This is a genomic window from Pontibacter sp. YIM B11418 (assembly GCF_059278805.1).
In genome coordinates this window covers 16,411-33,652 of the sequence record NZ_JCAEMH010000001.1, presented here as the reverse complement: position 1 = coordinate 33,652, position 17,242 = coordinate 16,411, and the positions used below count along the sequence as shown (strand labels likewise).

Below are 17,242 nucleotides of genomic sequence, written 5' to 3'. Positions count from 1 at the left end.
ATACAATGATTACGTTAGCCATAGGTTTATCCATCGTCCTGTTACTAGTAATACTGTTCCTGCTATTCAGGATCGGTACGCTAGCCTCCATTTTCAGAGGATCTACACAGCGCGCTGCAGGAACCACCAAGACAAGTAACAAAGTAAATAGCATTCTGATGCTCCTCTTCCTGATTGTAGGAGGAGCGGCATTTGCCTGGTCCTTCGCTGATGCATGGGATGACATGAACCAGCCGATTGCCTCTGTGCATGGCGCCTGGACAGATAGTCTTTTCTGGACTACGATGATTGTGATCGGAATTGTATTCGTGATCACGCAGATTCTCCTTTTCTGGTATTCTTACAAATACCAGCATAAAGATGAAAAGCGTGCCTATTACTACCCTCACAACAACAAGCTGGAGATAGTTTGGACCATGATTCCTGCAGTTGTAATGGCACTATTGGTATTTGCCGGTTGGAAAACATGGACAAACATCACAAGTGCTGCACCTGCTGACTCTGTAGTAATAGAGGTGATGGGCAAGCAATTTAGCTGGTTAGTTCGTTACCCAGGTCCCGATGGGAAATTAGGAGAAGCCAATGTGCACCTCGTTGACGCTACCAATGAAATTGGCGTGGACTTCAGTGATCCGAACGCTATGGACGACTTTATGCCACGTGAGATTCACGTGCCAAAAGGTAAGCCCGTACATTTGAAGATACGCTCCCGTGACGTTATTCACAGTGTGTTCCTGCCGCATTTCCGTGTTAAAATGGATGCCGTGCCAGGCATGCCGACTAAATTCTGGTTCGTGCCAACAAAAACAACAGCTGAAGTACGCACCGAAACCGGAAACCCTGATTTCAACTTTGAATTGGCTTGTACTGAAATCTGCGGACGTGGCCACTTTGCGATGCGTTTTATCTTAGTTGTTGATGAACCTGAGGAATATGAGGAGTGGTTAGCTTCGCAGACGCCTTTTATCGAGCAGAACCCACAGCTTCTTACAAAGTTCACCCAAGATTCAAAAGATCAGGTGGTACTGGAGAAGAGTACAGAAGAAGTAAAAACAGAGTTGTAGCATTAACTAAAATCAACAATGTCGAGTACAGATATCTCTCTAAATAAGGATGTACATCATGCTCACGACGAGCATGATCATCATCACGACCAAAACTTCTTTGAGAAGTACATCTTTAGCCAGGACCATAAAGTAATTGCAAAACAGTTCCTATTTGCAGGTATCTTCTGGGGCTTTATTGGTGGTTTCCTGTCTATTATCTTCCGTTTACAGCTTGGCTGGCCTGAAGCTACTTTTACTTTCCTGGAGCCTATTTTGGGTAACTGGGTTGTGAATGGCAAAATTGATCCGGAGTTTTACCTGGCTCTCGTTACTATGCACGGTACAATCATGGTGTTCTTCGTACTAACAGCTGGTCTGAGCGGTACATTCAGTAACTTCCTGATTCCGCTGCAAATCGGTGCCCGCGACATGGCGTCTGGTTTCATGAACATGCTTTCTTTCTGGATATTCTTCCTGGCAAGTGTGATTATGTTCTGGTCACTGTTCATCGAAACAGGTCCTGCTGGTGGTGGTTGGACGGTTTATCCGCCATTGAGTGCATTGCCACAAGCTATCTCCGGCTCAGGTCTGGGTATGACGCTGTGGTTGATAAGCATGGCATTGTTCATTGTATCGCAGTTGTTGGGTGGTGTAAACTACATTACCACTGTGATCAACCTGAGAACAAGAGGTATGTCGATGACGAAGCTGCCTTTGACAATCTGGTCTTTCTTCCTGACTGCCATACTGGGTCTGCTTTCTTTCCCGGTTCTTTTGTCAGCTGCACTTCTTCTGATCTTTGACCGTAGCTTTGGTACAAGTTTCTTCCTTTCTGATATCTACATTGCAGGAGAGGCACTTTCAAACACTGGTGGTAGCGCCATTCTGTTCCAGCACTTATTCTGGTTCCTTGGTCACCCAGAGGTATACATCGTAATCCTTCCAACTTTCGGTATTGTTTCCGAGGTAATTGCTACCAACTCTCGTAAGCCGATCTTCGGTTACAGAGCCATGATCGGTTCCATGTTGGGTATTGCCGTGCTATCGTTTGTAGTATGGGCTCACCATATGTTCGTGACAGGTATGAATCCGTTCCTGGGATCAGTCTTCATGTTCCTGACCCTCATTATTGCAGTACCATCTGCAGTGAAGGTGTTTAACTGGATCGCAACTCTTTGGAGAGGTAATATCCGCTTCACTACGGCAATGATGTATGCGGTTGCCTTCGTATCGCTCTTCATCTCGGGTGGTTTGACTGGTATCATCCTTGGTAACTCAGCATTGGATATTCAGCTGCACGATACCTACTTCGTAATCGCTCACTTCCACCTTGTGATGGGTGCTGCAGCTTTCTTCGGTATGTTCTGCGGTATATACCACTGGTTCCCGAAGATGTTCGGCCGCATGATGGACGAAAAACTCGGAGCCGTTCACTTCTGGTTGACATTCCTGTCTGCTTACCTGGTGTTTATGCCAATGCACTATATCGGTATCGCAGGTTTCCCAAGAAGATATTATTCCTGGACTGGTTTTGATGCGTTCAACACCTTTACTGACCTGAACAGCTTCATCAGTATTGCGGCTATTCTGGGCTTTACAGCACAGTTGATCTTCTTGTTCAACTTCGTATACAGCATTTTCAAGGGTCGCCGTGCTACTGCTAACCCATGGCACTCGAACACACTGGAGTGGACGACTCCTGTTAACCCGGGACACGGCAACTGGCCAGGTGAGATCCCAGCTGTTTACAGATGGCCTTACGATTATAGCAAACCAGGTGCTCCTGAGGATTATATTCCACAGAACGTGCCTTTCTCTCAGACGCAGTCTTCAAACCTGCCTTACGAGAGAGATTTAGAATAGCTTAAATGATAGATAAATCTTTTCCATACAAAAGGTTTAGGAATATTGGAGTACTAACAGTATTAGCTGTTTACTTTCTAATATTAGTTGGAGGAATCGTGCGGAGCACGGGCTCAGGAATGGGATGTCCGGACTGGCCCAAGTGTTTTGGCAGTTGGGTTCCTCCAACTGATGTTAGCCAATTACCAGATGATTATCTGGAAGTCTACAAGGAACAACGTGTAGAAAAGAATCAGAAACTAGCAGGGTTTCTGGATAAGGTAGGTTTTGACAAAGCCGCAGGCGAACTACGCGATCACCCACTGCAGCACATTGAAACAGATTTCAATGTGACAAAGACGTGGATTGAATATATCAACCGTCTGGTAGGGGTCGTGATCGGGGTTTTAATTTTCCTGACGGTACTGTATGCTATACCTTACCTAAAAACTGACAAGTCTGTTTTCTATCTCTCGCTTCTAAGTTTTATACTGGTTGGTTTCCAGGGTTGGCTGGGCTCTATTGTAGTGTCTACTAACCTGCTGCCGGTTACTATTACGATACACATGGCACTGGCCCTTGTGCTGGTGGCATTACTGCAGTATGCAGTTATTCGTTCACAGGCTACTTTTATTTCGCCACGGTTTAAAGCTTCTAGCCACCTGTTTTTTGTTATTGGACTCGTAGCCGCCGCTACTTTTGTTCAGATACTGATCGGAACGCAGGTACGTGAGGAAGTGGATGTCGTAGCTTTTGAAATGAATGGAAGTAACAGAGATCTTTGGGTAGATCAGCTTGGGCTGAGTTTCTATATCCATCGCTCTTTCTCAATCCTGTTACTGGCGATGCATGTTTATATGGCTTATTTAATTTATAAGCTAAAAGACCGCCAGTTGAATATGATGGTAAACTGGATGATGGTGCTGCTCGTTGCTGAGATCGCTTTTGGGGTAGTCATGGCTTATTTTGCTATCCCTGCAGTTTTGCAACCATTGCACCTGACGATAGCTACCCTGCTATTCGGTGTTCAGTTTCTAATATTGATTTTTTATTACTACGCCTCTAAAAAGGCGGTCGAAAAACCGGTAGTGGTTCTTAACTAATGATTACAGACAGATCAGAATCGGTAGTGACTCTAGCCAGTACGGCAGAAAAGGCATCAGCATACTTTAAGCTCCTCAAGTTTAGACTGAGTTTTACGGTGGCTTTCTCAAGTGCCATCGGCTATATACTAGGGCACCCAGGAGGAAGTTGGATAAAGATTGCATTAGTAATGCTGGGAGGGTTAATGGTCACAGGCGCAGCCAATATTGTGAACCAGATCCTGGAGAAGGACCTCGACAAGTTAATGAAGCGCACAGCAAACAGGCCGCTTCCAACGAGTACGCTTAGTGTAGCGGAAGCCGCTACTTTCGGCGTGCTGATAGGAGTAGGGGGCTTGTCGATTTTGGCCGGTTTCTTTAATACGCTGACGGCAGCGATTGCGCTGTTGTCACTCATTCTTTACGGATTCATTTACACGCCACTGAAGCGTATCAGCCCCATCAATGTTTTTGTTGGGGCTATACCTGGCGCATTGCCTCCGCTGATCGGTTGGGTAGCTGCGACAGGAGTCGTAAGTGTGGAGGCATGGATTCTTTTCGGGATACAGTTTATCTGGCAATTTCCGCATTTCTGGGCGATTGCATGGGTCCTGGACGAAGATTACAAAAGAGCGGGATTTAAAATGCTTCCAATGGAAGGAGGAAAGAATCTGAAAACTGCGATCCAGATCATGATCTATACCTTGCTTCTGATTCCGCTTAGCTTGTTGCCTTTGCAGTTTGGGATGACAGGTACTACCTCAGCACTTATCGCTGTGATCTGTGGTGTATTGTTTTTGGCTCAGACTTTTCATTTGATGCGCACTTGTACCAATAAGGCCGCAATGAACATTATGTTTGGGTCATTTTTATATTTGCCTATCGTGCAGATAGCTTTCGTTTTAGATAAAATTTAGGGTATGGATATGGTTGCCAAATCATTGGGGGAAGAGAACAACACAGGTGGAATACATCCATTAAAATTCGCACTGTCGTTGCTTATTATTAGTATAATTATGATGTTTGCAGCCTTTACGAGCGCTTATTTGGTGCGTCGTGCGGAAGGCAACTGGTTAGAGTTTGACCTGCCAAACATCCTATTGATTAACACCGTGGTTATCGCATTGAGCAGCGTTACCATGCAGCTTGCCCATAACGCTGCAGCTCAGGACAATATAGCCAGGCTGCGCCTTATGTTGTACTTAACGTTCGGGTTAGGCATCGCTTTTCTGATCGGACAGTGGAACGGATGGGCCGAATTGGTAACCAATAATGTTTACTTTGGAGGAGAAGCAAGTAACCCTTCCGGTTCATTCATGTATGTATTAACAGGTGTACACGGTTTTCACCTGATCACTGGCCTTATTTATGTGGCAGTGGTAATAATGTCAAGTTTACGTTACAAGGTCCACTCCAAGAACATGCTGCGTATACAGCTATGCACCATTTACTGGCACTTCCTGGGCGGCCTTTGGCTATACTTGTATATATTTTTGAGATTAAATCACTAAACACGTTTTTTTCAATACTAAACTATGTCTACATCAACTACGCTGGAAGAACCTAAAACAGGTACATGGGATGGTGGCAATGAACCACTAAAAGCGAGCTATGGAAAACTCATGATGTGGTTTTTCCTGCTCTCTGACGCATTTACTTTTGGGGCATTCCTGATCGTTTATGGTTTGTCGCGTCACAGTCACCTGCCTTATACAGGCAGTCCGGAAGACTTTCAATTCTCAACGGAATGGTGGCCTATACCTGAGAAAGTGTTCAATGCTTTCCCTGGTTTTCATGGTGTAGATCTGCCGCTGGCATTCGTGGCCTTGATGACCATGATCCTCATTCTGAGTTCTGTAACAATGGTACTGGCTGTGGAAGCTGGTCACCGCATGGACAAAAATGACGTTCAGAAGTGGTTGCTTTGGACAATCTTGTTTGGTGGTACTTTCCTTGGTTGCCAGGCTTGGGAGTGGACACACTTTATCGTGGGCACTGACGAAGGTATGCTATTGGCTGACGGCTCCAGGGTTTTTGGTGCTAACATGACCATGAACCAATATGGTCCGCCTTTGTTTGCTAACCTGTTCTTCTTTATTACTGGTTTCCACGGCTTTCACGTAACTATAGGATGGGTACTTCTTGTAATTGCCTTCATCAGCACGGTAAACGGAGTATACCATAAGCGTGGCCATTACGAGATGGTGGAGAAGATTGGTCTGTACTGGCACTTTGTAGACCTGGTATGGGTATTCGTATTTACTTTCTTCTACCTGATCTAATTAATAAGTCAAACCCTAAAACAGCTGCAGTATCCGTGAAATACCGGATACTGCCTTATAAAAATAAAGCATACTATGGCAGCTCATTCGGATCACTCCAACGATTTTCACCAGACAGGTGAAATACCTAAAGCGCAGACAAAGGTTATCTGGAAAACGTTTTTTATCCTGGTAGCCTTAACAGCGGTTGAGTTTCTTTTCGCTTTTACAATGGATGCAGGTACACTTCGTAATGCTATCTTCATTGTGTTGACCATTTTTAAAGCATTCTACATTGTAGCGGAGTTCATGCACTTAAAGCATGAAACGAAGGCTTTGGTCTGGTCTATCATTATACCGCTGGCCCTTATCATGTGGCTCATGGTAGCACTTATTTCGGAAGGAAGTTATTACTTCGATTCCATTACAAACTACTTCAACTAAGTACACTGATTATGAGTAACTCAAAGGCACTAATATTAGGGATCCTACTATTAGTGCCTCTTCTTATTTTTATATTTATCGGTAGTTTTGGTGAACACCACTACACACTCCGTAAATATTTCCCGCAGGTTACCGCTACCGGCGATGTCGTACGTGATGCACAGGGGGACACCCTATTCAACCAAGTACCTGTCTTCGAGTTCACTTCCCAGCAAGGGCAGACAATTTCTCAAAACGAGCTGGATGGCAAAATCTATGTAGCGGACTTCTTCTTTGCGACTTGTCCGGATATTTGCAAGGAAATGTCGTCGCAAATGGTACGTGTGCAAGAAGCCTTTCAGGATGAAGAACAGGTAAAACTTGTATCTTTTTCTGTTAACCCGGAGCATGACACTCCGGAAGTGCTACGTGAGTACGGAGAGCGCTATAATGCCGATCCTGCCAAGTGGTACTTCCTAACCGGAGACCGCGATAAAATCTACAACCTTGCACAGAAGGGTTTTTATATGCCCGTGATGAAGGTAGAAGGTCAGAAGGACTTTATTCACAGCGAAAAATTTATGCTGGTGGATAAGGACAGGTATGTGAGAGGTATTTATGATGGTACCGACAAAGAGGATGTGGATCGCCTTATACTGGAAATTAAAGTTCTTTTAGATGAATACAGTAAATCGAAATAGCCCCGCTGCTGGTAATGACAGGAAATTCCTAGCATTAATAGCTATTTTGTCGATTGCTATACCTGTCGTAGTGGCCATGCTTTTCTTTATGCCAAAGGAAGGTTCAGATGCGGTTGATGTGTCTTTCCTGCCAACACTACACGCCATTTTGAATTCCCTGACCGCCACTCTCCTGGTTATCGGCTATTACAACATTAGAAAAGGCAATATAAGTGTCCATCGTACTGCCATGGGCACCGCTTTTGGGTTGTCTGCTATCTTCCTGATATCATACGTGACTTACCATTTTCTGGGAGAGCGCACGATATACGGCGGAGATGGCATCTTGAAGCTTTTCTACTACTTTATACTGCTCACGCACATTGTGCTTGCCGTGGTGATTGTGCCATTGGTACTCCTCTCCGTGTATTTTGCCTTGTCTGAGCAGTTTGTACGTCACCGTCGTATATCAAAGTGGACCTTCCCGATCTGGCTCTACGTGGCTGTAACGGGTGTACTTGTCTTCATTTTGATTTCTCCGTATTATAGTTAGAACCGGGAACATTAAACGCTTGTTTTTAGATTATGAAACGCCAATCATTCAGAATACTTTTTGCGGGCCTGCTGATGCTAACGCTGAGTTTTGTGTCGACAGAGGCCTATAGCCAATGCGCCATGTGCCGTGCCACTGTAGAGTCTAACGTAGGGACCGGCAAAACAGACTCTGACTCGCAGGTAGGAGCAGGGCTGAACACAGGCATCCTATACCTCATGCTGATTCCTTATTTACTGGTCGGTACAGTAGGATTTATGTGGTATAAGAGCAACCGCATGAAAAAAGCGAAGGCTGCTTAAGCAGCAAGTTTTGTAGCTATATCTGGCCGAATCGCTTATATTTAATTACGGTCATTTCTATTTTTTACAGAGGACCACATACAGGCTAGTTACCCTGTATGTGGTCCTTTTTAATAGGTTGGTGATTTCTGGAGTGAAATTTGATCCGCTATTGCCACGGAATGCGCACGTATTCCGGAATTAAATGTGGCTGTAGGCCATTGATTGCATTTTAGCCACCTATTAGTCATGCTCTTATAACACGAATTGCTTAAATTCGTGGGTAATCCATGTTGCCTTGAATCGGAATATTGCGCCAATAATCTTATTTGCCCTTGCTGTGCTGTGCTTTATGGCGACAGCTTTTTTGCATTATAGGGTACCAGCTTCCTGGCTTGATTCTGAAAGAGAGCAGACCCAACAGCACATAACCAAGCGGGTACAGGCGCTCTTGTCAGATTCACAGCAGGAAGCAAACCGCTTGGGGAATCAACTTCAGAATGATCAGATAAGCTTTTCGAAGCTGCTCTCCAAGACGCATTATCCCACTTTTGTATATAAGAATGGGCGCCTGGTGTTCTGGTCCGACCATACGGTTATACCTGATCTGGATCTGCCACCAACAGCTCGCTCCATCTCGACAATCCGCAACAGTTATGGCACTTTTGTAGTCATGCCGCATCGTGTCAGCAATTATCATATTTTCACTTACATACCGCTCCAGGTTGATTACGGTAAGACCCAGGATTACCTGTCGTCGGGTTTGCAACAGAGTATTTTCGGGAAGGCGGATGTGCGCCTGGTGCTCGAAAATCCGGGGAGACTGCCGCAGGTAAAGACCAGTGGGGGAGATTTTCTTTTCGCAGTTGATCATGGGTCAGGAAGGATCGATGCCGGGTTTGACAGCCTGCAGCTTGTCCTGCTTATCCTGGGGACCGTCTTCTTTATCTGGTTCAGCGTTTCCTTAAGCAGGTTTTTTTTAAAACGACAGCGCTATACTGAAGGCATTGTGTTACTGCTGGTGCTGCTGATAGGCTTTCGGTTTGCGCTTTTATTTCTCAACCTCCCGTTTCTAATTGTGGAAACGGAGCTTTTTGATCCGCGCCTTTATGCCGCTTCCTTCTGGTCTCCTTCAGTTGGTGATCTGGCGCTTAATGTGTTACTCCTCGTTACAGTAGCCTGGGCTGCTTATTACCTCTTTCACAAAAACGAAGTCCTCACTGCCGTTAAAGCCTACTCACCGGAAAAGAGCAATCTTGTTCTTGGGATTGCCATGCTCGCCTTTTTTGTGCTGTTGGCCATTCTTTTCCGATTTTACTATGGTATCTACCATAACTCTCCGCTTGCACTAGATATCAACCAGTCCATCGAACTAGAGCGGTATAAGCTGGTGATGTACAGTCTGATGTTTCTGCACACCGTGGCCCTGAGTCTTTTTGCCTATATGCTGGCCTCGGTCGTAAATGTGCTGTTGCGGAAGTCAAATGGCTGGTGGCCATATAAGCTTTTGCTAGGTATAGCGGTCGTATTGACAGTGCTGGCGCTGGTATTCAATATGCGTTGGGTTCCTGTGCTCCTGATCGGTATTGTTTTCTGGGCGCTCATCCTACTGGCAGCACAGCATCGGCAGGCGATTAGTTTGCCTTACCGAACCTACCTTTTTTTCTTTTTGATCATCGCCGTCAGTAGTTTGACGGGTGCTGCATCGCTTTACACACACTTCCAGAGTGAGTTATTGGCTTATAAGCAGAAGTTTGCATTTGACTTGATGCAGGGCAACGACGTGTTGGCGGAGTATCTGCTGGAAGAGGACGTAGCGGTGCGCGTGTCAGAAGACGTGCTGATTCAAACGAAAATGAAGGGCCCCTATGTAGATGCTTTCTTTATCAAGCGAAAAATATCCCGTCAGTTTTTGCCGGACTATTTTGATAAGTATGAAGCCAACATTCTTTTGTTTGACAGCCAGGGGCGTACACTGGAGAGTGCCGATACCACAGCTGCTACACTAGACGAACTGCGGAAAAAGTACGCCACGACACGCAACAAGACAGAGTACGAGAACCTATATCTGGTAAACGACCCGGCGCGACCGCATACCCGTTTTTATTTAAAGCTGATCGAAGTACCCCTTGGTACGCAGTTGTATGGGACTATTGTACTACAGTTGAGCCTGAAAGAGCTGCTCCCAAACAGCCTGGTGCCAGAACTACTGGCAGGGCAGCAACATCAGCAGCCATTTCGGGCCGATATTCTGAGTTACGGAATTTATGAAAATGACAGGCTGACATACAGCGAAGGAGAATTTGACTACGCGACCAATTTCGACCGAAGTCAGTTAAAGCACAAGGAGCTATACCGGCAGGGAGCCACCGAAGAGGGCTTTCACCATCTGGGCGTAAAAACCGATTCTGGTCCGACGGTGATCATCACGACAAGTAAGTACGGAGCCCGCGAAGTGCTTTCTAATTTTTCATTTCTGTTTCTGTTCTTCACCGCCTGCTTGATTGTGGTGGCCTTACTGTATGTTTTACTCAATCGGGAGCGACTGCGTGATTTTCAACCTAACTTCAGTACCAAGATTCAGCTTTTCCTGAATTTCGGCATTCTGCTGCCCTTGATGCTGGTGAGTATCGTGACGGCTAGTCTGGTAACGGGCTCTTATAAAAAAGATCTGCTTTCATCTTACGAGAAAAAGGGAGAGGCCATTCAGGATCATTTGAGCAGGCCAACTACACTCGAAGTGATGCCGGACCGCAATCGCCTGCTTCGTCGTGTTGCTTCTATTGCGGCTTTGTCAGAGGCTGATGTCAGTCTTTATGATCGTAACGGGCGCCTGATGGTAACCAGCCAACCGCTCATTTTTGAGTCGGGCCTACTTTCCAAACTGGTTAATCCGCATGCTTTTGCGGCCATATCAGAGCGACAGGCCCTGCGGGTGCTCTTCGATGAACATGCCGGTAACCTGAGCTTCAATGCGCTATACCTACCGCTGCGTCCGGACAACGACCCCGAAAAGCTGATCGGCTTTATTGGTATACCTTTCTTTGACTCCGAACGGCAACTGGACCTGAAACTGATTGAGCTGATTACGACCACAATGAATATCTTCACCGTGATGTTTATCGTGTTCATCATCCTGACTTTCTTTGCCTCCAGAGCCCTGACGGTACCGCTGCGCATGCTGGCCGATAAGCTGAAGCATACCTCCCTGACTGGTAAGAATGAGATGCTGGCGTATGAAGGGGCTGATGAGATCGGGATGCTGGTGAATGAGTATAACCGCATGCTGCTGACACTGGAGCAGAATAAGGTGGAACTGGCGATGCGTGAGAAAGAAGCAGCCTGGCGGGAGATGGCAAGGCAAGTAGCGCACGAGATTAAAAATCCGCTCACACCGATGAAGCTCTCGCTGCAGTACCTGCAAAAGGCGATTGCTGAGAAGAACCCGAACACGGAGCAGATGATCAACAAAATCTCGCATACCTTGATTACACAGATCAACATCCTGAGCGACATTGCGACCTCCTTCTCTAACTTCACCTCCATGCCCGAGCCGAAAGCTGAGTTGATGGACCTGGGGGCTGCCCTACACAAAGCAGCGGACCTGCATACAAACCCGGCCTCTGTGAAAACAAAGCTGCGCCTGCCTGAGAACCCGGTGATGGTGATGGCCGATGAGGCACTGCTGGTGCGTACATTTAACAACTTGTTGCTGAACGCTATACAGGCCGTGCCAGCGGAGCGAAAGCCTCTGATCAAAATAGATTTGAAGGTAGAAACAGATAACACAGCACTTGTGTCTATTGCTGATAACGGGAGCGGTATACCTGCCGACATTCAACACAAAGTGTTTATACCGAACTTCAGTACCAAGTACACGGGCTCAGGTATAGGACTGGCTGTTGCCAAGAAAGGAATTGAAAACGCAGGTGGTCGCATTTGGTTTGTGACAGAAGAGGGAGAGGGGACGACGTTTTACATTTCTTTACCGCTGGCCACCACATGACGCGATGCCTGATCACTGGTGTTCTGCTTTTGCTGCTGAGCCTGCCTGTGCTGGCCCAGGCACCCGTGAACAACCAGCATTGCAAGTGGCTATACCTGACCGACTACCCCCAGCAGCTCGACACGTTGACAATTGACATCAATACCATCACGATTGTAGGGCCGCGCAAAGATCAGATCAAGTTTGACTACAATTACTATACCCACGAGTTCAGGTTAACCGAGTTTCCGGCACCTACTTATCAGATACTCGATACACTGGGAAACATGGTGCCTATACCTGACTCAGTACTCGTCTGCTACAGAACGTTACCCCTGAGTCTGGCCAAGCCCGCTTACCGCCGCGACATTATGAAGCTGGATCGAAGCGGCTCACCCAAAGAGTTATATAAGGAAGATTTTGCCCAACGGGAAGAGATTTTCAAGACGCCCGGGCTGAACAAAACGGGTAGTATCTCGCGCGGTATTTCCTTCGGGAACACGCAGAACGTCTTTGTGAACTCTGCACTGAACCTGCAGCTCGACGGAAAACTGACCGACGACATCAGCATCACAGCCGCGATCACGGATCAGAATATACCTTTTCAGCCGGAGGGAAACACGCAGCAGCTGAATGAGTTTGACCGGGTATACATCACGCTCAAGCATAAGCAATGGCAGTTGTCGGCGGGAGATGTGGTGCTACGCAGCAAGCCGTCCTACTTTATGCAGTTTTATAAGAACGTGCAGGGCGGAGCCTTTGAGACTACCTTTGGCAAATCACCGGAGAAACTGGGCACTACCACCGTAGCTGCCTCAGTGTCGAAAGGGAAGTTTGCTTCGCAGGCCGTTGAGGCGCTGGAAGGCGTGCAGGGACCTTACCGACTGCGCGGACCAAATAACGAGCGCTTTATCATTGTGCTGGCTAACTCGGAGCGGGTGTTTCTGGACGGTCGCCTGCTCACACGCGGTTTCGACTTTGATTATGTGATCGACTACAACCAGGCCGAGATCACCTTTACAACCCGCCACGTCATCACCAAAAACTCCCGTATTCGGGTAGACTTCGAGTATTCTGACCTGAACTATAGCCGCAGCATTTACCACGCAAGTCATTACCAGCAACTGGGCAAGGTGCAGGTATACGCCAACTATTACAACGAGTCCGACAACCCGAACAACCTGCTGCACCTCGATCTGCGCGACGATGAAAAACGTTTGCTGGCAGGTATAGGCGACAGTTTGGACATGGCTGTAACCTCGGGTGCGACGCAGGTTCCTTTTGATCCGGCGCAGGTACTCTACGCTCAGCGCGACACGATGGTAGATGGCCTGCCCCAACAGGTATATGTGTTCTCCAGCAATCCGGATTCAGCGATTTATAATGTGCGTTTTTCTGAAGTAGGAGTTAACCGGGGCGACTACGTGTCATCCAATAATGCAGTGAATGGTAGAGTATACCGCTGGGTGGCTCCGATTAATGGTGTCCCGCAGGGAAATTATGCTCCGGTACGTATACTGCCCACACCCCGCAAAAAACAACTGATCACGCTGGGTGGGAATTATGAACTGCAGAAAGGCGTGAACTTCTTTCTGGAAGGGGCCGCTTCGCAAAATGACCTCAACCGCTTCTCGCGCCTTGATGCGCAGGACAACAACGGGGCTGCCATGCGGGTTGGTTATACCGTACAGGACCGGGATCTACCTTTTCTAGGCAAGTACCGGCTGAACAGCACGCTTAATTACGAGTACACAGACGTGAATTTCGAACCAATCGACCGTTATCGTCCCATTGAGTTTGACCGTGACTGGAGTCTGGACAACCCGAATCAGAAAGCCGAAGACCATATTTTTAATTTTTCGGTAGGAGCGGTGCAGGATCCGCAGAACCTGGTGAACTATCGCATCAGCCGGCGCTACCGGCACCAGCAGGTGGATGGTACACAGCACCAACTGGATCTGAACCGTGCGTTTGGCAAGCTGGAATTGCGCAACAGTTTCTTCATGCTCCACAGTGAGCAGGCTACCCGCGAGTCGGAATGGTATAGGGGCGATGTAGGGGCCAGGTATAAACTCGGCAAAATTGAGCCCGGTTATATTTACCGTTTCGACAAAAACAAACTTACGGCCCTCGCCAGCGATTCGGTGACAGGCTCCGCCATGTATTTCGACGAGCATGTGTTTTTTGTGGAGAGCCCCGATACAGCCAAAACCCGCTTCCGGGTAGATTACAGTTACCGCACCGACCTACGCCCAACGGCAATGGGAGAGATGGGGGCACCGGAAGTAGGGCAGACCTACAACGCCATGCTCCAGCGCAGGTATGGCCGAGACAGCGACATCGCCTTGCAGGCCACTTACAGGAACCTGGAACTTGAGCAAGGGCAGGATGAGGAAACTGTGCAGTCGCGCATCGATTGGAACACTTCTTTTTTGGATGGTAGCTTCCGATCCGAGATGAGCTACTCGGTAGGTACGGGTCGTGAACTGAAGCGCATCTTTGTTTTCAGAGAAACCATGCCGGGGCAGGGTACGCACTACCTGCGCGAAGGCGGCAACCCCAACGACCTGAACGATTACCTGGAGGCACAGACGGTGGACCAGCGCCGCTTCATCAAAGTTTTCCTGCCGACAGACGAGTACATCAACGCCTACACTAACCGCTTCACATACCGGCTGAACAGTAATGTACCCCGTAGCTGGCGAAGCGCTGAAGGCTTCAAAGGCTTTATGACGAAGTTCTCCGCCCTGAGTTTTGTGAGTATTGACAAAAAAACGACGGATGATGAGGTGATGAATCGATTTAACCCGTTCAGTGAGGATTTTGAGGATGAGTTCTTGATCTCCTTGATAAAGTCGCTTCGCAATACGGTTTATTTTAACCGAAGCAACCCTAAGTACGGGCTGGAGTACACCTTGCAGCAGAATCAGCAGAAATCACTGTTGGCAAATGGCACCGAAACCCGAAGCGTGGAGAACCACCAAGTAATTGCCCGCCTGAACCTGAATGAAGTACTGAGTTCTAAGGTCAGCCTGGCTCAAAATGTGCGCGACAACCGCTCCAATTTCCTGAGTTCGAAGAACTTTAGTATCGTGTCGCAGGAGCTGACACCGGAGTTGGCTTATCAGCCCAATGCCAAGCTTCGTTTTACGGGTACTTACCAACTGGCTTTGCGTGAAGACAAACTCTCTCCCGCTGATGCTGAGCAGCAAGCCACTTTTCATGAACTGGGATTGGAGACAAAGCTAAGCCAGGTGAGCAAACGCACCGTATCCGGCCTCGTGCGATGGGTGAATATTGAGTTTGATGGTGATATGAACTCCTATGTGGGATATGAGATACTCAATGCCCTGCGTCCCGGGAACAACCTGACCTGGTCATTCAACGTGCAACAGCGTCTGAGCAATGGCCTGAACATTTCCCTGAACTACGACGGTCGCAAAGCCAACAGTGTGGGCGCGGTGCATACCGGGCGTACGCAGGTTTCGGTGCTGTTTTAATTTACCCGCTTGCTTTTAAGCAGTTTGGCATTGATCAGATCCAACAGCGCAGTTCTGTAGCTCGACCCCATCGGTACGATACTTCCATTACTCAGCACGATCTGGTTACCTTCTACTGTCTTGACTTTGGGCAGATGTACGATGAAGGATTTGTGTACCCTGGCAAAATTTGCGGAGGGCAAGTGCTCTTCAACTTCCTTCATGCTGAGGTAAGTAGTCAGTTTTTCGGAAGTTGTCTGAATGCGCACATAGTTTTGCATGGCTTCCACATAACTGATCTCCTCAAAATTCACCCGCACAAACTTGCCTTTCACATCTGTCTTAATGAAAAAATAGCCGTCACTTTGCTCTACAGCAGGTATGGCTTGCTTTGGCTGCAGGCTCTCCTTTACCTTGGATACCGATTTGAGGAAGCGTTCGTAGGAGATGGGCTTGAGCAGAAAGTCGACCGCATTCTTTTCAAAAGCCTGGTAAGCATTGTCCGGGTAGGCAGTAGTGAATACAACTCTGGTGTGACTGTTTATGAGTCCGGCTAAATCTACACCTGAGAGCTGTGGCATGTCTACATCCAGGAACGTGATGTCGGCTTTCAGCTGCCCTGAAGCAATGGCATCGAGGGCGAGCAGCGGATTCTCCTCGGCTCCTATCAGTTGCAGGCCGGGTGTGTTCTGAATATACCTGGACAGTACCTCAAGCGCATGTCGCTCATCGTCTACTACATAGCATGTATTCATGTCAACTTTATTTTAAGGTGCACGGCGTGACGTTGTTCGTCTTCGTCTATTGTCAGTTCGTACTCATTTTCATCGTAAAACTCACTTAAGCGGGTTTTGGCGTTTTGTATACCGATGCCATACCCGCGACCGCCGTGGTGTTTGCGCTTTTTGTTGCTGGTACTGAAGTGAAGCAGATTCTGTTGATTTGTAACTGAAATGCAGGCAGCCTGGGTCGGGTCAGTGAGGTCGCCGTGCTTGAAGGTATTCTCCACAAAAGTGAGCAGAAGCAGCGGCGGGATCTTGCCTTGCAGTCTGCCGCTGCACTGCATTTGCAGATGAAGCGGATAGCTGAAGCGAAGCTGGTTAAGGGCAATGTATTTTTCGATGTGCTCCACTTCGTGCTGCAGGTCGGTTTTACCGTCTTCGTGTACCCGCTGCAAGGCATAATGCATCACCTCCGAAAGCAGCAACACGCCTTCTGAAGCCTTGGGCGAAACGTCCTGCACCGAATTGTAGATAAAGTTTAGCGTGTTGAAGAGCAGGTGGGGACTGATCTGAGCCTGCAGTAGGGCATTCTGGGAGCGAATCAAGCCTTTTTCAAGTTCCGCTTTTTCACGCTCAGCCTGCAAGCGCTCCAACTCCATCCGGTTGATGCGTTTCTGATTTTTGATGGCTTGGCGAACAAACCAATAGGCTGTGCTGATGCCGATAAAGTAGATGCTTCTCCAGACTGAGCGTACTGCAAATATTTTATCAAAATTAAAAGGCTTCGGCACCTCGCGGAATTGGTTTAGGATAGTCTCCAAACCTAACTGAACTATAATATAAGCGCCTATAATGAGAGCTATCAGAAAAGGCAACATGATGAAGCGC

At 47.5% G+C, this 17,242-nt stretch carries 14 protein-coding genes; 12 read left to right on the top strand and 2 right to left on the bottom strand.

The features are described from left to right. Nucleotides 1-5 precede the first annotated feature (5 nt). The 12 genes from AC4QZR_RS00145 to AC4QZR_RS00090 all read left to right on the top strand — a co-directional run bounded on the left by AC4QZR_RS00145 (nucleotide 6) and on the right by AC4QZR_RS00090 (nucleotide 15,653). Nucleotides 6-1,064 (top strand): cytochrome c oxidase subunit II, encoded by a 1,059-nt coding sequence (locus tag AC4QZR_RS00145; protein ID WP_494479122.1) that lies wholly within the window; start codon nucleotides 6-8, stop codon nucleotides 1,062-1,064. Between the two features lie 18 nt (nucleotides 1,065-1,082). Next, nucleotides 1,083-2,909 carry a cytochrome c oxidase subunit I gene (locus tag AC4QZR_RS00140; protein ID WP_253400483.1) on the top strand — a complete coding sequence of 609 codons (1,827 nt, stop codon included), beginning with the start codon at nucleotides 1,083-1,085 and terminating at the stop codon, nucleotides 2,907-2,909. A 5-nt stretch (nucleotides 2,910-2,914) separates the two neighbouring features. Beyond that, on the top strand, nucleotides 2,915-3,991 hold the full coding sequence (locus tag AC4QZR_RS00135) for a COX15/CtaA family protein (RefSeq protein WP_494479121.1): 1,077 nt from the start codon (nucleotides 2,915-2,917) through the stop codon (nucleotides 3,989-3,991). Then, nucleotides 3,991-4,887 carry a heme o synthase gene (gene cyoE / locus AC4QZR_RS00130; protein ID WP_253400481.1) on the top strand — a complete coding sequence of 299 codons (897 nt, stop codon included), beginning with the start codon at nucleotides 3,991-3,993 and terminating at the stop codon, nucleotides 4,885-4,887. Before AC4QZR_RS00135 ends, cyoE begins: the two co-directional genes overlap by 1 nt. A gap of 3 nt (nucleotides 4,888-4,890) precedes the next feature. Then, a complete protein-coding gene (locus AC4QZR_RS00125) occupies nucleotides 4,891-5,481 on the top strand; it encodes a cytochrome c oxidase subunit 3 (protein WP_494479120.1) in 591 nt (196 codons plus the stop codon). Nucleotides 5,482-5,505: 24 nt separating this feature from the next. Beyond that, nucleotides 5,506-6,252 carry a cytochrome c oxidase subunit 3 gene (locus AC4QZR_RS00120; RefSeq protein ID WP_494479119.1) on the top strand — a complete coding sequence of 249 codons (747 nt, stop codon included), beginning with the start codon at nucleotides 5,506-5,508 and terminating at the stop codon, nucleotides 6,250-6,252. A gap of 75 nt (nucleotides 6,253-6,327) precedes the next feature. Next, nucleotides 6,328-6,675: a cytochrome C oxidase subunit IV family protein gene (locus tag AC4QZR_RS00115; protein ID WP_253400478.1), complete on the top strand. Its 348-nt coding sequence runs from the start codon at nucleotides 6,328-6,330 to the stop codon at nucleotides 6,673-6,675. A gap of 11 nt (nucleotides 6,676-6,686) precedes the next feature. Beyond that, complete coding sequence (locus AC4QZR_RS00110) at nucleotides 6,687-7,355, top strand: SCO family protein (protein WP_494479118.1); 669 nt, start codon at nucleotides 6,687-6,689, stop codon at nucleotides 7,353-7,355. Next, the gene (locus tag AC4QZR_RS00105) at nucleotides 7,333-7,887 is read left to right on the top strand and encodes a DUF420 domain-containing protein (protein WP_494479117.1); all 555 of its coding nucleotides are present in this window, start codon (nucleotides 7,333-7,335) and stop codon (nucleotides 7,885-7,887) included. Before AC4QZR_RS00110 ends, AC4QZR_RS00105 begins: the two co-directional genes overlap by 23 nt. A gap of 32 nt (nucleotides 7,888-7,919) precedes the next feature. Then, entirely contained in the window at nucleotides 7,920-8,189 is a 270-nt protein-coding gene (locus tag AC4QZR_RS00100; RefSeq protein ID WP_494479116.1) for a hypothetical protein, read from the top strand. 460 nt (nucleotides 8,190-8,649) lie between these two features. Then, the gene (locus AC4QZR_RS00095; protein WP_494479115.1) at nucleotides 8,650-12,174 is read left to right on the top strand and encodes a sensor histidine kinase; all 3,525 of its coding nucleotides are present in this window, start codon (nucleotides 8,650-8,652) and stop codon (nucleotides 12,172-12,174) included. Then, nucleotides 12,171-15,653, top strand: coding sequence for a DUF8818 domain-containing protein (locus AC4QZR_RS00090; protein ID WP_494479114.1), 3,483 nt, complete (start codon nucleotides 12,171-12,173; stop codon nucleotides 15,651-15,653). The genes AC4QZR_RS00095 and AC4QZR_RS00090 overlap by 4 nt, the downstream gene beginning before the upstream one ends. Here the strand turns inward: AC4QZR_RS00090 and AC4QZR_RS00085 are convergent. Both AC4QZR_RS00085 and AC4QZR_RS00080 read right to left on the bottom strand, forming a co-directional pair. Further along, a complete protein-coding gene (locus AC4QZR_RS00085) occupies nucleotides 15,650-16,387 on the bottom strand; it encodes a LytR/AlgR family response regulator transcription factor (protein ID WP_494479113.1) in 738 nt (245 codons plus the stop codon). The two genes, AC4QZR_RS00090 and AC4QZR_RS00085, sit on opposite strands and share 4 nt — an antisense overlap. Next, complete coding sequence (locus AC4QZR_RS00080; protein ID WP_494479112.1) at nucleotides 16,384-17,175, bottom strand: sensor histidine kinase; 792 nt, start codon at nucleotides 17,173-17,175, stop codon at nucleotides 16,384-16,386. Before AC4QZR_RS00080 ends, AC4QZR_RS00085 begins: the two co-directional genes overlap by 4 nt. Between the last annotated feature and the right edge of the window lie 67 nt (nucleotides 17,176-17,242).

Bases quoted from the DNA above. Each gene is read 5' to 3' on its own strand.
- AC4QZR_RS00120 (WP_494479119.1), top strand. From the start codon at position 5,506: ATGTCTACATCAACTACGCTGGAAGAACCTAAAACAGGTACATGGGAT.
- AC4QZR_RS00105 (WP_494479117.1), top strand. From the start codon at position 7,333: ATGAATACAGTAAATCGAAATAGCCCCGCTGCTGGTAATGACAGGAAA.
- AC4QZR_RS00085 (WP_494479113.1), bottom strand. From the start codon at position 16,387: ATGAATACATGCTATGTAGTAGACGATGAGCGACATGCGCTTGAGGTA.
- AC4QZR_RS00135 (WP_494479121.1), top strand. From the start codon at position 2,915: ATGATAGATAAATCTTTTCCATACAAAAGGTTTAGGAATATTGGAGTA.
- AC4QZR_RS00125 (WP_494479120.1), top strand. From the start codon at position 4,891: ATGGATATGGTTGCCAAATCATTGGGGGAAGAGAACAACACAGGTGGA.
- AC4QZR_RS00145 (WP_494479122.1), top strand. From the start codon at position 6: ATGATTACGTTAGCCATAGGTTTATCCATCGTCCTGTTACTAGTAATA.
- AC4QZR_RS00110 (WP_494479118.1), top strand. From the start codon at position 6,687: ATGAGTAACTCAAAGGCACTAATATTAGGGATCCTACTATTAGTGCCT.
- AC4QZR_RS00090 (WP_494479114.1), top strand. From the start codon at position 12,171: ATGACGCGATGCCTGATCACTGGTGTTCTGCTTTTGCTGCTGAGCCTG.
- AC4QZR_RS00140 (WP_253400483.1), top strand. From the start codon at position 1,083: ATGTCGAGTACAGATATCTCTCTAAATAAGGATGTACATCATGCTCAC.
- AC4QZR_RS00115 (WP_253400478.1), top strand. From the start codon at position 6,328: ATGGCAGCTCATTCGGATCACTCCAACGATTTTCACCAGACAGGTGAA.
- cyoE (WP_253400481.1), top strand. From the start codon at position 3,991: ATGATTACAGACAGATCAGAATCGGTAGTGACTCTAGCCAGTACGGCA.
- AC4QZR_RS00100 (WP_494479116.1), top strand. From the start codon at position 7,920: ATGAAACGCCAATCATTCAGAATACTTTTTGCGGGCCTGCTGATGCTA.